Genomic DNA, 14,084 nt, shown 5'->3' with positions numbered 1-14,084 from the left:
GCAGCCCGGAGGGCGTGTTGACTCAGCGGAGGTCGGGGCGGCGCATCAGGCGGTCGAGGTCGTCGGTGAGGGCGTCGAGCCGGCGGAGGCCGTCGTCGATCGTGTCGCCGGTGGGGCGGGACTCCAGCAGCGGGGCCATGATGGCGTCGGTCTGGGTGGCGTAGTCGGCCTGGGCGGCGTTGACGGCGGCCACCACCTCGTCGGTGAGCTCGGCCAGGGACAGCGACTGGGCGTCCGGGTCGAGGCGCAGCTCGAGGAGCTTGCCGCCAGGGCCCGTGCGGGCGCGCGCATAACGTTGCGGCGAGACGCCCTCACCGGCCGCGGCGGCCATGTCGGCCTGCATCCGGCCGACCCGGTCGAGCTGCTCCTGGGCGTACGCCGCAAGGTCTTGGAAATCGCGGAACGGCGGCATCGAAGGCTCCGGAAGGGACATGCCATCCTGGTGCGATGGCGGTGAAGGACTACACCACAAACGTCGCGTCCGCGTTCGACGGCCTGCTGCACGAGGGCGAACGGCTGCTCGCGGCCTCGCCGCTGGTGCAGGACCCCGGCACGACCGAGGACGTCTCGGCGCGCGACGAGCTGATCGACCTGCTGGACCCGACCATCCTAGTGGGACTCGGCACCTTCCCGGGCAACGCGGTGCAGCAGGCGGTGTGGGGGCGCGCGGTGATCGGTCCGCCCGATGCGAACGGGCCGCGGCTGCACGCGGCGATCGGCCGGGTGACGTCGCCCAAGGTGGCGGTGACCGATCGGCGCCTGCTGATCGTGGAGATCGACGTGGTGCCCCGCGCGGCGAGCGGGCTCGGGAAGTGGTTCGGACCGTCCGACCAGGTCGCCCGTCCGGCGTACGAGGTGGACAAGGTCGCTATCCTGGGTGCCGTCTCGGCCCCGGCGGGTGCTCTGCGCCGCGGCCGGCTGCTGGCGGGCTTCCGCGACGGGTCGGGCTGCATGCTGGTCTGCTCGCCGCCCAGCCTGGCCGAGGCGGTGGTCGAGGCGATCGGAGCGCCGAGGGGGGACTGAGCGTGGGACAGCCCGTACAGGTCTATCTGGACTCTCTGTCCAGGTATGCCGCCGCGATGGACGACCTGAGCGCGTCCCTCGAGTCCACCCGCAAGTTCCTGGTCGACGCCGACGTCACCGAGGACAGTTTCGGCCTGCTCCCCGATTCGCGCGACTGCGCCCAGGTGTACGAGCAACGCACCACCGACGGCCTCGAGACGTTGCGCAACGGGGCCGACGCCTTCTCCGACCTGAGCGACGCGTTCCGTGAGCTGCGCGAGGACTACGAGCGCACCGACCAGGCCGCCGCCGGACGTCTCGGGGCGGGCGAGTGACCCGGGCGCCCAGCGGGGCCGACCGCATCGAGCAGTGGCTGGGCCCGGCCGGCGAGGCGTACTCGGTGATCAAGCCGATCGTCGCGTTCCTGTCCGACCCGCTCGACGCGGTGACCGGCGACCCCGACCAACTCCGGGCCAAGGCCGAGGCGTGGCGTTCGGCCGCCGCCCAGCTCGAGCAGCATGCCGAGGCGGAACTGGCCGCGCGTACGGACCTGCTGTCCTACTGGGAGGGTGACGCGGCGGCCGCCTTCAACCAGGAGCTGACCGAGGTCAACCAGTCGTTCGCCGAGATCGCCGAGCACTTCCGGGTCACCGCCGAACTGCTGGACGGCTCGGCCGAGGCCGCCGCCCAGGCTCAAGACCTGGTCGAGCAGATCGTCCGCGAGCTGATCGCCTGGCTGATCGTGACCATCATCGTGGCGCTGGCCTCGTCGTTCATCACGGCCGGGGCCTCGCTGGCGGCGGGCGCCGCGGCCGGCGGCATCGAGGCGGCCGTGGCCGGCACGCGGGCGGCGACGGTCGGCATGAAGCTGGCCAACCTGCTGCGCAAGGTGGCCGCGTTCCTCAAGAAGATGAGCGAGTTCGCCAAGGCGTACAAGCTGACCAAGATGCGCAGCGTGGGCGCCAAGAACTGGGTCGGCGCCCGGTACGCGACCAAAGAGGGGTACCAGCTGCTGGCGACCAACTGGGTGATCAAGAAGGCCATCGTGCAGCCGACGCTGGGCCCGACGATCGACAAGGTGACCGGCGCCGACGCGACCTGGAAGCTGCCGCAGGTCTTCTAGGCCGAATCTCTCGTCCGCGCTGGGCAGGCTCGCCCTAGTGCTCTTCCAGGCGGCCCCGGTCTGAGCCGGTCCTGTTCTAGGCGGCGGCGGGTTCGGCGGGGTGCAGGTCGCCCATCTCGACGAAGAGGGCGGCGTTCAGGCGGAAGGCGAGCTGCGACTCGGCGAGCAGGGCGTCGAGGGCGGCCGGCGCGAGCACGGACGGCAGCAGGTCGAGGCGCTCGCGGTAGGCCGTCTTGTAGGCCTTGGCGTCCGGGATCCCGTCGAACGTGTAGAACGACACGCCTTCGGCGCTCAGACCGTACGTACGGGCGACGGACTGGCCGACCATCTGGCCGCCGCTGAGATCGCCCAGATAGCGGACGTAGTGGTGGGCGATGAAGTGCGCCGCCGACGTGTGGCAGTGCTCGCGCAGGCGTTCGACGTAGCGCTTCGTGGCGTCCAGCGGTTCGACCGCCGCCGAGCCGAGGTGGGCGACGTCGGCCTCGAGCGAGGGCACCCGGGCCAGCACCGGATCGGCGAAGCCGGCCGCGACGACATCCGACCGCATGGACGCGCTTGCCGCCTCCAGCTCGCGATAGATGTGCAGGTATTGCGCGGTCAGGACGGCGTACCCGTCGAAGGGGACATCACCGCTCATCAAACGCGCAATAAAACTGCGCGTTTCTGCTTGCCGGTGCTCGACCATGGTCGCGCGGCGGATCCGGACGGCGAAATCGCTCATGACCCACAACCCTTCGGACGACGTCTTAGGTAAGCCTCACCTGAACCGCACCGGCAAAGCAAGATCATGAGGGGCTTGACATTTCCGTCCGTACGCCGATGGGGCGGCCGGAATCGGCCGCCCCATCGCGCTGATGGTCAGTTATCGTCCGCCCCTGCGCGTTAGTGGTCAGTCGTCGGCCGCCCCTGCGCGCTGATAGTCAGTCGTCGTCGCCGTGGCGGTCGTCGTCGCCGCCGTGCCGGCCGTGGTCGTCGCCGCCCCCGTGGCGACCGTTGTCGTCGCCGCCGTGCCGGCCGTGGTCATCGCCGCGCGAATCGTCGCTTCCGCGGCCGCTGTTGTCGTCGCCCTTGCGGTTGTCGTCGCTTCCGCGACCACGGCTGTCGTCGCCCTTGCGGTTGTCGTCGCTTGCGCGACCACGGTCGTCGCTGTCGCGGTCGTGGTCGGTGACGGCGCCGGTCTTGCGGTCGATGTCCAGGTCGTGTTCGACGCCGTTGAAGGAGACCTCGACCTCCCAGATGGCCCGGCCGTGCTCGGTCTCGGCCTCGACCTTGGTCACCCGGCCGCCGCCGACCGTGGCCAGCGCCTTGGCCCGCGCCTGCTCGGCCGAGATGGTGACCGCCGCGCTGCTCGCGGCACTGCCCAGGCCCGACGTGGCCGAGCTGCTGCTCCGCGGGGTCGCGGTGGCCGAGCTGCTACTGCTCGACGAGCTCGGCGTGACCGAACCGGGTTCGGTCGTCCGGAACGGCGACGGGGTCGAGTTGTCGTCGACGCTGCCGTCGGCGCGGACGCTCGGCGACGACGATGGGGTCGAGCTGTCGTCGCCGCCGGCGGCGAGGGCCGTGCCGGTGATCCCGATGACCGCGGCGGCTCCGAGGGCGGCGGCGACGGCGTACGTGCGCTTCATGGTGTTTCCTCCCGGTTGTTTCGTGCTGACACCGGAAGACTCCCGCTTTCTTGGATAGCGGCGCGCTGCATGATCGCTAAGGCCCGGTTAAGGCCGTCCGAGCTTCATCGTGACGACCGAGCCGCCCTCCGCGGCGGTGGTGATCTCGAGGTGGCCGCCCGACGCCTGGGCGGCCCGGCGGGCGATGTCGAGGCCCAGCCCGGTCGAGTCGCCCCCGCTGACACCCCGCTTGATCAGGCCGGCCGGCATGCCCGGCCCGCGGTCGGCGATCGTGAGCACCGCCCCGCTCGCCGCCTCCTCCAGACGTACGGAAAACGGGGTTTCGTCAGGGGTGTGGGCGAAGACGTTGCCGAGCAGCGCGTCGATCGCCGCCGCCAGCTCGTCGGCCGACACCGCAACGGGCTGCGGCCCCGGCACGAGGCCGACGGTCAGCTCGCGGCCGGTGTCCTCGGCCAGCACCTCCCAGAACGCCGCCCGGTCGGCCACCACCGCGGCCGCGTCGCACTGCGCGGGCTCGGCGTCCCCGTCCGTACGGCGGCGGGCCTGTTGGATCAGTCCGCTGACCGCACGTTCCAAAGCATCGGCGGCCGCGCTCAACCGCGCACTTTCGTCCTGGTCCCGAAGGCCCTCCGCCTCGAGCCGAAGGGCGGTCAACGGCGTGCGCAGCCGGTGCGAAAGGTCGGCCACCTGTTCCCGTTCGGCACGCAGCAACTCCTGGATGCGGCCGGCGAGATGGTTCAGGGCGCCCGCCACCTCCCGTACCTCCTGGGGGCCTTCCGGCGCGGCGCGGGCGGTCAGTTCGGCGTTGGCCAGCCGGTGTGACACGTCCGAAAGATCGGTGATGGGACGGACGATCGTACGGGCCAATCGGTCGGCCACCAGGACGCCCAGCGCGACCAGCAGCGCGCCCAGCCCGAACAAGATCACCCAGGAGCGAGTGACTCCGGCCCCGGCCTCGGCGGGCGAGACCACCGTACGGATCACCGCCGGCCCATCGGCGCGGCCCTGAACAGCGACGACGATCTCGCGCCCGCTGCCCGACTCGACGGTCAGGCTCTGCCCGAGCGCGGCCAGCTGCACGGCCGGCGTACGGGAAGAAGCAGTACCCAAGGTCTCACCCGGCAGGAAGACGGTGATCGGACGGCCGGTCGTCGCTACCAGCTGATCCACCGTGAGTCGCAGGTCGGCCGGATCCGCCGAGCCGACCTGCGTGACGATGCTCTGGATGTCGGCCGTCGCCCGCACGGTCGCCCTGTCCTGTGCCACCTGCCGCACGAGCAGGGCCAATGGCACCAGGAAGGCGATCATCATGAGGCTCGTGGTGGCCAGCACGAGCAGGGTCAGCCGGCTCCTCACGGCGCGCCCAGCCGCACGCCCACGCCACGCACGGTGTGCAGATATTTCGGCTCGGTCGCGCTCTCCCCCAACTTCCGGCGCAGCCACGACAGATGCACGTCGACCGTCTTGTCGGCCCCGCCGTACGGAATCTGCCACACCTCGGTCAGCAGCTCACGCTTGGTAACCACCTGCCCGGCCCGGGTGGCCAGATGGTGAAGCAGGTCGAACTCACGCGGAGTGAGCTCCACGTTCTCGCCGGCCAGCCGCACCTGCCGCCCGGCCGGATCGATCACGAGCTCACCCACCGTGATGGTCGGGTCGGCCTGAGGAGTCGCGCCGCGCCGCAACACCGCCCGGATCCGCGACTCGAGCTGGGCCGCCGTGAACGGCTTGACCACGTAGTCGTCGGCGCCCGCGTCGAGCACGCGCACGATCTCGGTCTCGTCGTCACGCGCCGTCGCCACGATCACCGGCACCGGGCTGACCGCCCTCAGCATCCGCAGCACCTCGCGGCCGTCCAGGTCGGGCAGCCCGAGGTCGAGAACGACCAGGTCGGGCCGGTCGGTCAGCGCGGCCTGGACGCCCTCCATGGCGGTCGCGACGGAGGCGACGGCGTGACCGCGCTCCTTCAACGCCCGCATCAGGGGCGTACGGATGGTCGCGTCATCCTCGATCAACAGCAGCCGGGCCATTGGCCCGAGGGTAGTCGGCCCCCTCGTCACCGCCCGCGATCTTTACCATCCCTTAGCGTCGGGACGAGAGAACCTTAGGCCCGCGTACGGCATAGTTCGGGCCATGCCAGCCGTGAAACCGCCTCGCCCCGTCACCGTCGCCGCCGGGTGGCTGGCCGCCGCCCTGGTCGCCACGCTGGCCGGGCTGGGCGGGATCCGCCTGGTCAGCGACAGCCTCACCGGCACGCAGGGCGGGGTGGTCACGGAGGAAGAGGTGGCCCAGCGGCTGGCGGCGGCCCCCGCCGTCAGTACTGCACCCCCTACTTCCGTCGCGCCGCCGCCGTCCTCCGCGCCGGCTTCGTCGCGACCGTCTCGCGCCGTCTTCCGCAGCGCGGGCGGCACCGTGACCGTGCACTGCGAGCCTGGCGACCAGGCGTATCTCGACAGCTGGTCCCCCGCCCCCGGCTACCAGGTGCACGATTACGACCGGGGGCCGGACGACGACGTCAAGGTCCGCTTCGAGGGCTCGGGCGGCCGGGTCGAACTCGAGTTCTCGTGCGTCAACGGCGTGCCCCGGCAGGACGAGCGGCACGGCGGCGGCGATGATGATTGACGGTTGTCAATAGGTAGCGCGGCGTTAACGCGGCGGCCAGCGACGGCCGACATTCTTCCCGGGAGCGACCCTCGAGGAGGATTCATGGATCGTCGTACCCTGCTGCGCGCCACCGTGGCCGGAGCCGGTGGGCTGGCCCTGCCGTTCACGGCCTGGCCTGCGGCGTACGCGGCACCGGCGCAGAACGCGACCGGGCCCTACGGAGCACTGCGTGCGGCCGACGCCAACGGCATTCAGCTGCCGGCCGGCTTCACCAGCCAGGTCGTCGCCCGCTCGCGGCAGACAGTGCCCGGCACGTCGTACGTCTGGCACGACGCCCCCGACGGCGGCGCGGTCATCCCCAACGGCACCGGCTGGGTGTACGTGTCGAACTCCGAGGTGTCGTCGTCGGCCGGCGGCGGCGCGTCGCGGCTCGTCTTCAACGCCAGCGGCCAGGTCACCGGGGCGTCGCGCATCCTGAGCGGCACCAACCAGAACTGCGCGGGCGGCAAGACGCCGTGGAACACCTGGCTGTCGTGCGAGGAGACCAGCACGGGACGGGTGTGGGAGACCTACCCGCTGGGCGGCTCGGCCGTGGTGCGGCCGGCCATGGGGCGGTTCAAGCACGAGGCGGCCGCGGCCGATCCCGTACGCCAGGTCATCTATCTCACCGAGGACGAGACCAACGGCAAGTTCTACCGGTTCATCCCGGCCACCTGGGGCAACCTTTCGGCCGGCACCTTGCAGGTGATGCGGGCCGGAAGTGCCACCTCGGGCTCGTTCACGTGGGCCGATGTGCCCGACCCGGACGGCTCGCCCACCGCGACCCGCAACCAGGTGTCCGGCGCGAAGTCGTTCAACGGTGGCGAGGGCTGCCACTACGCGGACAACACGGTCTGGTTCACCACCAAGGGCGACAACCGGGTCTGGCAGGTCAACCTCGCGACCAGCACGTACGAGCTGGCCTACGACGACAACCTGGTGAGCCCGGGCACGGCGCCCCTGACCGGGGTCGACAACGTGACCGGCACGGCGTCGGGCGACCTCTACGTGGCCGAGGACGGCGGGAGCATGGACATCTGCCTGATCACGCCGGACGACAAGATCTCGGTCTTCCTGCGGGTCACCGGGCAGGGGTCATCGGAGATCACCGGGCCGGCCTTCACGCCGGCCGGCAACCGGCTCTACTTCTCGTCACAGCGCGGCACCTCCGGAGCGTCCTCCGGCGGCATCACGTATTGCGTGACGGGACCGTTCCGTTAAGACTTTCTCGCGTCCATGACTGCGGCTACCGCGGCGGTTGTCACGACCGCCGCGGTCAGCGCGACGCCGCGCAGACCCCAGGCGACCATGGCCACCGAGAGCAGGCCCCAGACGACGCCCGCGGTGACCAGCACGGTGATCAGCACCGGGCGGGGCCACCGGGGCCAGGGTGCGCGGCTCAGCGCGGGGTAATCCGTGGTCAGGCGGGCGACGATGTCGTCGAACTCCCTGCGCTTGTCCTCGGTGCTCATCCCGACCTCCTTGTCGAAAGCACAAGTGCTTCCGCTCGCACTGTACGTCGGCCAGATGTCATTCGGTTCGAAGGTTCTTCACTTTCTACCAACTGCTGAACACCCGGGCCTGTCCGCCCGAGCCGTCCTGATACGGGATCACGCCCACGGTCAGGGTGGCGCCGTGAGGCGGGATGCGGTCGAGGTGGGCCAGATTCTCGATCCCGTACCGGTCGGCGCCGGTCAGCGCCAGGTGGGTCTCGAAGCCGGTCGAGACGCCCGGGTCGATGCTCAACGTGTCGACGCCCAGGCAGCGGATGCGGCGTTTGGTGATCAGCCACTCGCAGGCCTCGGCGCTGAAGCCCGGGAAGTGCAGGCCGCCCTCGGCGTCGGTGCCGCGGTAGGCGTCGACGTCCTCGGCCTTGGCCGCCCAGCCGCTGTGCATCAGAACGGCGGCGTTCCGCGGGATGCGGTCGTGCTTTCTTTCGTACGCGGTCAGATCGGCCACGGTGACGACGGTGTCCGGATCGCGGGCGGCCCGCCGGGCAATGTCGATCACCACGGCCGGACTGATCAGCTCGGCCAGCGACAGTTCTTCCGACGTACGCCCACCGGCCGTGAAGTGGGCCGGGGCGTCCACGTGCGTGCCGAAATGCTCGAGGATCGTCCATTCCTGCATGTAGTAGCCGTCGGCCGGGATGGACGTGGCCGTGCGACGGGACGGCTCCTCACCCGGTTCGAAGGCGGGAAACGCGGGCGACACCACGTGGGTCAGATCCTGCAGGCCGGATTTCCGGGCGCTCGCCTGCGCGGGAGCGGGCAGTGCCACCGCGGCGGTGGTGGCCGCCGCGCCGAGGACCAGTGAACGACGAGTGACTTTGTCGACGCACATGGTCGCAATGTAGTCCTGCCGTCACCCTTCCGGGGGCCCTGAAGCTCAGGAAATTGTCATACCCTCCCGCGAAGATGTGGCCCAAGCCCAACGGAGGGACAAGCCATGACCGCACCGGCCATCGAGACCGCCGGTCTGATCAAGAGATTCGGAGACAACACCGCCGTCGCCGGGGTCGACCTGACGGTCCCGCCCGGCACGGTCTACGGATTGCTCGGCCCCAACGGCGCCGGCAAGACCACTGTGGTCCGCATGCTCGCCACGCTGCTGCGCCCCGACGGCGGCACGGCCCAGGTGTTCGGGCACGACGTCGTCCGCCAGGCCGACGCCGTGCGCAGCCGGGTGAGCCTGACCGGGCAGTACGCGTCGGTCGACGAAGACCTCACCGGCAGCGAGAATCTGGTGCTGCTGGCCCGGCTGCTCGGCCATTCCAAACCCCAGGCGCGCGATCGGGCGGCCCAGCTGCTGGCCGCGTTCGGCCTCACCGAGGCGGCGGGCCGGCAGGTCAAGAAATACTCGGGCGGCATGCGCCGGCGCATCGACATCGCGGCCAGCATCCTCAACACGCCCGACCTGCTCTTCCTCGACGAGCCCACCACGGGCCTCGACCCGCGCAGCCGCAACCAGGTGTGGGACATCGTCCGCATCGTCGTCGCGGCCGGCACCACGGTGCTGCTGACGACGCAATATCTGGACGAGGCGGACCAGTTGGCCGGCCGCATCGCGGTGATCGACCACGGCAAGGTGATCGCCGAGGGCACGCCGGGCGAGCTGAAGTCCTCGATCGGCGCGGGCACCATCCACGTACGACTGCGCGATGCCGCCCAGCGCCCTTCGGCGGAAAGGGTGCTTGCGGCCGTGCTGGGCACGAGCGTGCAGCAGGGTTCCGACCCGGTGGCGCTCACCGCGCGGGCCGAGGCGGGCGGCTCCGACCGCGGCGCGGCCGAACTGGCGTCGCAGGCTCTGGCCCGGCTGGCCGAGGCCGGCATCGTGGTCGACGACTTCTCGCTCGGCCAGCCCTCGCTCGACGAGGTGTTCCTGGCCCTGACCGACCGTCCGGGGGTTCCGGCATGACCACCGACACCGCGGAATCTGTTGCTTCGTACGCCCCGTCGAGCGAGACGCTGAGTGCCGTGCTCACCCGGGCCGAGCGCCCGAGACGCCCGAGCGCGTGGACGGCCTCGCTGACCTTCGGCTGGCGGGCCATCCTGAAGATCAAGCACGTGCCCGAGCAGTTGTTCGACGTGACCGCGTTCCCGATCATCATGACGCTGATGTTCACGTACCTGTTCGGCGGCGCGCTGGCCGGCTCGACGGGCGAATACCTGCAGTTCTTCCTGCCCGGCATCATGGTCACCAGCGTCGTCATGATCACGATGTACACCGGCGTCGGCCTCAACACCGACATCGAGAAGGGCGTGTTCGACCGCTTCCGCACGCTGCCCGTGTGGCGGCCCGCGGCCCTGGTCGGCATGATCTTCGGCGACGTGCTGCGCTACATCCTGGCCGCAACCACCATCATGGTCGTCGGCCTGATCCTCGGCTTCCGCCCCGAGGGCGGCTTCGTCGGGGTGATCGGCGGCATGGCCCTGCTGGTCGTCTTCTCGTTCGCGTTCTCGTGGATCTGGACGATGTTCGGCCTGTTCCTGCGCTCCGAGAAGTCGGTGATGGGCGTCAGCATGCTCGTGCTGTTCCCGCTGACGTTCCTCAGCAACGTCTTCGTCGACCCCAGCACCATGCCCGGCTGGCTGCAGGCCTTCGTGAAGGTCAACCCGATCAGCCACCTGGTGTCCGCGATCCGCTCCATCATGGCCGGCTCCCCCGACATGGCCGAGATCATGTGGACCTTCATCGCCAGCGCCGCCCTCGTCCTGATCTTCGGCACCCTGACCATGCGCCTCTACAACCGCAAGTAGTCGCACCCCTGCTCCCCCTGCGCTCCGGCGGCGCAGGGGGACGCCACCGGCGACCACGGCGGCCGGCTGCGTGCACGGTCACAGCGACGCCAGACGCAGCTCCCGCCGTCTTTCGAATCGGCACGCCTAGCGGTCATTGCGACGCCAGAAGCCGCTTGCGCCAATCACGAATCGACACGCCCAGCGGTCGCAGCGACGCCAGAGTCAGCGTGCGCCGTCTCTCGAGTCGGCGCGCCCAGCAGTCACAGACGCCGCTTGCGCCGATCATGAATCGGCGCGCCCGGCTGTCACAGCGACGCCAGGAGCCGCTTGCGCCAGTTCTTGAATTGGCGCGCCCATTCGTCGATCACGTCGTGCTTGAGCAGTTGGTCGTAGACCAGGATGAGAACGAAGCCGGCGACGAAGAGCGTGCCGCTCACGCGGGCGGCGAGGCCACCGGGGACGCGGTACAGGGCAAGGTAAGTCCAGGCGGCCAGCACAGCGGGATAGATGGTGGCCGCGGCGAACGGCTCGTTGACGACCCCGAGCAGGCTTTGCGGTCGGCGTAGGAACTGTCCCGCGCCATGGTGGTCCGGATCGCCGGCCACCGGTAGGCCGAGAGCACACTCAAGATCCTGGCCGGCCCGGACGAGCGCGTGACACTTGCGGATGCCGAACATCTCGTAGGCCAGAAGCCCGGCCGTGACGGCGAGGCCGAACAGCCCGACCGGCCGGAAGAACTCCTCGCGCATGTCGGCCGAGCGCCCGGTCAACAGGATCAGGCCGCCGTCGGTCACCAACGGCAGGAATCCGAGCAGCTTCGCGCGAAAGTCGTCGATCGCGCGATAGCTCGAGCAGAGCTGCTCATACGCCGTCCGCAGGTTGTCCGGATCAGCCGCGGCTTCGGTCTGCGGAACGTTCGCCGAACGTTCGATGCGCGAATCGTCGGTCATGCGGTCAGCGTGCGATTGTGAGCGACTCGCTCACAAGGCGACAGTCAGGAACGCAACAGGATGTCCGCCAGGTGCGCGCAATCGTCGTCGGTGGGCGGCCCGTCGTGCGTCTGGTCCCACATGACCACGCCGTAGAACGCCAGATGAGCGACCACGTCGGCGTCGGGCAGGCCGGCCAAGGCCCGCCGGAAGGGAGCCAGCGCCCGCACGGTCACTGTCGTCAGCAGGTCGCCCAGTTCGCCGGCGCCGGAACGGACAGCTTCGATCATCGCGCGACCCTCGGGCCGTGCGGCGTTGTCGCGCACCATGAGCAGCAACGCCAACAGGTCGCCGCGCACCGAGCCGGTCGCCGGGTCGGACTCGTACGTCTCGAGCAAGGGTTCGACCACTGCGGCCAGAAGCGCGGCTTTCGACGGCCAGCGCCGGTAGATCGTCGTGCGGTTGACGCCGGCCGCCTTGGCCACGCCGTCGATGGTCATGCCCGCGTAGCCGGCCCGCGCCATCTCGGAGAGGGTGGCCGCCCGCACGCTCTCGACCACCTGCACGCTGCGGGGACCGCGCTGCAAGCCCCGCGTACGCCGGGTCGTCTCGTCCAATGGCATCAGGGTGTTGCCTTTCATGAAACGTGAGCTTACCGTCACAGCATGGATGATCTGAGCTTCGACTTCGTGGTGGTGGGTTCCGGCACTGGCATGCTGGCTGCGCTGGCCGCGGCCGAAGCTGGGCTGTCTGTTCTGATCGTGGAGAAGTCGCGGTACTTCGGCGGTTCGACCGCGCTGTCCGGCGGCGGCTTCTGGGTGCCGGGCAACGCGCTGCTGCGCGAGGCGGGCGTGTCCGACGACACCGAGCGCGCCGGCGAATATCTGCGCAATGTGACCGCGGGCGAAACCCCGGAGTCACGCTGGGGCACCCATTTGCGTCACGGCCCGGCGGCGGTCGACGTGCTCCGGCGCCGCACCCCGCTGAAGTTCCAGTGGATGCAGGGCTACGCCGACTACTTCCCCGAGCTGCCCGGCGGCTCGGCGACCGGCCGGGCGATGGAGCCCAAGCCCTTCGACGTACGCCGGTTGGGCGCCGACCGTGCGCGTTTGCGCCCACCGGCACTGGCCGCGCCGTTCCCGATGCCCGTCTCTGGTCGTACGTACAAGTGGCTGAACCTCGTCGCTCGCCACCCGCGCGGCATCGTCACCGGCGCGCGTCTGCTCGGTCTCGGACTCGGCGGGCTGGCCGTTCGTCGCGAGTACGCGGCCGGCGGCAGCGCGTTGGCCGCCGGGTTGTTCGCCGGTGTGCGCGCGGCGCGCATTCCTGTCTGGTTCGAGACGCCACTCAAACACCTTGTGATCGAAGATGGCCGTGTCACCGGTGTCGTCGTGAACAAGAACGGCCAGGAATTGACCGTACGTGCATCGCGCGGCGTTCTGCTGTCGGCCGGCGGCTTCGACCGCAACCGGGCGCTGCGCCATGAGCACCAGTCGGAGCAGCTCGACACCGAGTGGTCGCTGGGCAACCCGGAGAACACCGGCGACATCTTGCCGATCGCGCAGGCGGCCGGCGCCGACCTGGCGTTCATGAACGAGGCGTGGTGGTTCCCGGCCGTGCCCGCGCCCGGCCCGATGCCCGCGCCACTGCTGGCCGAACGGTCTCTGCCCGGCCAGATCATCGTCAACCAGCAGGGCCGTCGTTTCATGAACGAAGCTGTCAACTACATGACCGCGGGTCAGATCCTGATCCAGCAGCAGCTTCCGGTGTGGATGGTGTTCGATCAGCGCTACCGCAACCGCTACGTCTTCGGCGGTGGCATCTTCCCGCGTCAGCCGCTGCCCGCCGCCTGGTACGACGCCGGGATCGCCGCCAAGGCCGGCAGCCTGGCCGATCTGGCGAAGCAGCTCGGGCTCACCGAGCTGCCGGCCACCGTCGAGCGCTTCAACGTGCAGGCCGCTGCGGGCCGCGACGACGACTTCCACCGGGGCGACAGCGCGTACGACCGCTACTACGGCGACCCGACCATCAAGCCGAACCCTTGCCTGGGACCGATCGACCAGGGCCCGTTCTACGCGGTGAAGGTGGTGCCGGGCGATCTCGGCACGTGCGGCGGCATCCGCGCCGACGGGCTGGGCCGGGCCCTGCGCGCCGACGGCAGCGTCATCGAGGGCCTGTACGCGACCGGCAACGCGGCGGGCAACGCCTTCGGCCGGGTCTACCCGGGCCCGGGCGCCACCATCGGCCAGGGCCTGACCTTCGGGTACGCCGCGGCCAACCACGCCGCCGGCCGGCTGGCCGCCTGAGCACCCCGGGACCGCACAACCGCCCATCGACAAGACGAACGGACAACGCGTGGGCGGAGCTGCAACCCGTCGACCGAACCCGACGACCAGTTGAGCGAAGCTGCACACCATTGAGCAAACGGACAACAGCTGAGCGAAGCTGCAGACAACTGAGCGAATGGACAACAGCCGGGAGAAGCCGCAGACGCTGAGCGAAGCGGTGGGTTGAGAGGATC

17 protein-coding genes are annotated in these 14,084 nt (G+C 70.2%); 8 read left to right on the top strand and 9 right to left on the bottom strand.

Annotated features, from left to right (window positions below):
- Window positions 1–22: 22 nt before the first annotated feature.
- Window positions 23–433: a YbaB/EbfC family nucleoid-associated protein gene (locus tag OWR29_RS35195; RefSeq protein ID WP_267567796.1), complete on the bottom strand. Its 411-nt coding sequence runs from the start codon at window positions 431–433 to the stop codon at window positions 23–25.
- Between the two features lie 14 nt (window positions 434–447).
- Between OWR29_RS35195 and OWR29_RS35190 the strand changes: the two genes are divergently transcribed.
- Genes OWR29_RS35190 through OWR29_RS35180 form a run of 3 tightly spaced genes read left to right on the top strand, consistent with a single transcriptional unit; the run spans window position 448 to window position 2,125 of the window.
- The gene (locus OWR29_RS35190) at window positions 448–1,023 is read left to right on the top strand and encodes a hypothetical protein (protein WP_267567795.1); all 576 of its coding nucleotides are present in this window, start codon (window positions 448–450) and stop codon (window positions 1,021–1,023) included.
- Window positions 1,024–1,025: 2 nt separating this feature from the next.
- Window positions 1,026–1,337, top strand: a complete 312-nt coding sequence (locus OWR29_RS35185; RefSeq protein ID WP_267567794.1) for a hypothetical protein — start codon at window positions 1,026–1,028, stop codon at window positions 1,335–1,337.
- On the top strand, window positions 1,334–2,125 hold the full coding sequence (locus OWR29_RS35180) for a WXG100 family type VII secretion target (protein ID WP_267567793.1): 792 nt from the start codon (window positions 1,334–1,336) through the stop codon (window positions 2,123–2,125). The genes OWR29_RS35185 and OWR29_RS35180 overlap by 4 nt, the downstream gene beginning before the upstream one ends.
- Before the next feature lie 76 nt (window positions 2,126–2,201).
- Here the strand turns inward: OWR29_RS35180 and OWR29_RS35175 are convergent, their stop codons facing one another.
- From OWR29_RS35175 to OWR29_RS35160, 4 genes are all read right to left on the bottom strand, one after another.
- Window positions 2,202–2,846 (bottom strand): biliverdin-producing heme oxygenase, encoded by a 645-nt coding sequence (locus OWR29_RS35175; protein WP_267567792.1) that lies wholly within the window; start codon window positions 2,844–2,846, stop codon window positions 2,202–2,204.
- 199 nt (window positions 2,847–3,045) lie between these two features.
- The gene (locus tag OWR29_RS35170; protein ID WP_267567791.1) at window positions 3,046–3,750 is read right to left on the bottom strand and encodes a PepSY domain-containing protein; all 705 of its coding nucleotides are present in this window, start codon (window positions 3,748–3,750) and stop codon (window positions 3,046–3,048) included.
- Window positions 3,751–3,837: 87 nt separating this feature from the next.
- On the bottom strand, window positions 3,838–5,106 hold the full coding sequence (locus tag OWR29_RS35165) for a HAMP domain-containing sensor histidine kinase (RefSeq protein ID WP_267567790.1): 1,269 nt from the start codon (window positions 5,104–5,106) through the stop codon (window positions 3,838–3,840).
- Window positions 5,103–5,780, bottom strand: coding sequence for a response regulator transcription factor (locus tag OWR29_RS35160; protein WP_267567789.1), 678 nt, complete (start codon window positions 5,778–5,780; stop codon window positions 5,103–5,105). The genes OWR29_RS35165 and OWR29_RS35160 overlap by 4 nt, the downstream gene beginning before the upstream one ends.
- A 103-nt stretch (window positions 5,781–5,883) precedes the next feature.
- Between OWR29_RS35160 and OWR29_RS35155 the strand changes: the two genes are divergently transcribed.
- Together OWR29_RS35155 and OWR29_RS35150 are read left to right on the top strand one after the other, a co-directional pair.
- The gene (locus tag OWR29_RS35155; protein ID WP_267567788.1) at window positions 5,884–6,372 is read left to right on the top strand and encodes a septum formation initiator; all 489 of its coding nucleotides are present in this window, start codon (window positions 5,884–5,886) and stop codon (window positions 6,370–6,372) included.
- A gap of 84 nt (window positions 6,373–6,456) precedes the next feature.
- Window positions 6,457–7,614 (top strand): alkaline phosphatase PhoX, encoded by a 1,158-nt coding sequence (locus tag OWR29_RS35150; RefSeq protein WP_267567787.1) that lies wholly within the window; start codon window positions 6,457–6,459, stop codon window positions 7,612–7,614.
- Here the strand turns inward: OWR29_RS35150 and OWR29_RS35145 are convergent.
- Both OWR29_RS35145 and OWR29_RS35140 read right to left on the bottom strand, forming a co-directional pair.
- Window positions 7,611–7,865, bottom strand: coding sequence for a hypothetical protein (locus tag OWR29_RS35145; protein ID WP_221373887.1), 255 nt, complete (start codon window positions 7,863–7,865; stop codon window positions 7,611–7,613). The genes OWR29_RS35150 and OWR29_RS35145 overlap by 4 nt on opposite strands.
- A gap of 85 nt (window positions 7,866–7,950) precedes the next feature.
- Window positions 7,951–8,736: a cyclase family protein gene (locus OWR29_RS35140; protein ID WP_267567786.1), complete on the bottom strand. Its 786-nt coding sequence runs from the start codon at window positions 8,734–8,736 to the stop codon at window positions 7,951–7,953.
- Between the two features lie 105 nt (window positions 8,737–8,841).
- On the opposite strand from OWR29_RS35140, the gene OWR29_RS35135 reads away from it, so the two are divergent.
- Both OWR29_RS35135 and OWR29_RS35130 read left to right on the top strand, forming a co-directional pair.
- Window positions 8,842–9,810 carry an ATP-binding cassette domain-containing protein gene (locus OWR29_RS35135; protein WP_267567785.1) on the top strand — a complete coding sequence of 323 codons (969 nt, stop codon included), beginning with the start codon at window positions 8,842–8,844 and terminating at the stop codon, window positions 9,808–9,810.
- Complete coding sequence (locus OWR29_RS35130; protein WP_267567784.1) at window positions 9,807–10,652, top strand: ABC transporter permease; 846 nt, start codon at window positions 9,807–9,809, stop codon at window positions 10,650–10,652. Before OWR29_RS35135 ends, OWR29_RS35130 begins: the two co-directional genes overlap by 4 nt.
- A 287-nt stretch (window positions 10,653–10,939) precedes the next feature.
- Here the strand turns inward: OWR29_RS35130 and OWR29_RS35125 are convergent, their stop codons facing one another.
- Together OWR29_RS35125 and OWR29_RS35120 are read right to left on the bottom strand one after the other, a co-directional pair.
- Window positions 10,940–11,584, bottom strand: coding sequence for a hypothetical protein (locus OWR29_RS35125; RefSeq protein ID WP_267567783.1), 645 nt, complete (start codon window positions 11,582–11,584; stop codon window positions 10,940–10,942).
- Between the two features lie 44 nt (window positions 11,585–11,628).
- Complete coding sequence (locus OWR29_RS35120) at window positions 11,629–12,204, bottom strand: TetR/AcrR family transcriptional regulator (protein ID WP_267567782.1); 576 nt, start codon at window positions 12,202–12,204, stop codon at window positions 11,629–11,631.
- 24 nt (window positions 12,205–12,228) lie between these two features.
- Between OWR29_RS35120 and OWR29_RS35115 the strand changes: the two genes are divergently transcribed.
- Window positions 12,229–13,869 (top strand): FAD-binding protein, encoded by a 1,641-nt coding sequence (locus tag OWR29_RS35115; protein ID WP_267567781.1) that lies wholly within the window; start codon window positions 12,229–12,231, stop codon window positions 13,867–13,869.
- Window positions 13,870–14,084: the final 215 nt, after the last annotated feature.

The organism is Paractinoplanes pyxinae, from assembly GCF_026626335.1.
Taxonomy (GTDB): Bacteria; Actinomycetota; Actinomycetes; order Mycobacteriales; family Micromonosporaceae; genus Actinoplanes; species Actinoplanes pyxinae.
The sequence above is the reverse complement of the archived record's forward strand: the minus strand, read 5'-3'. Positions and strand labels throughout refer to the sequence as shown.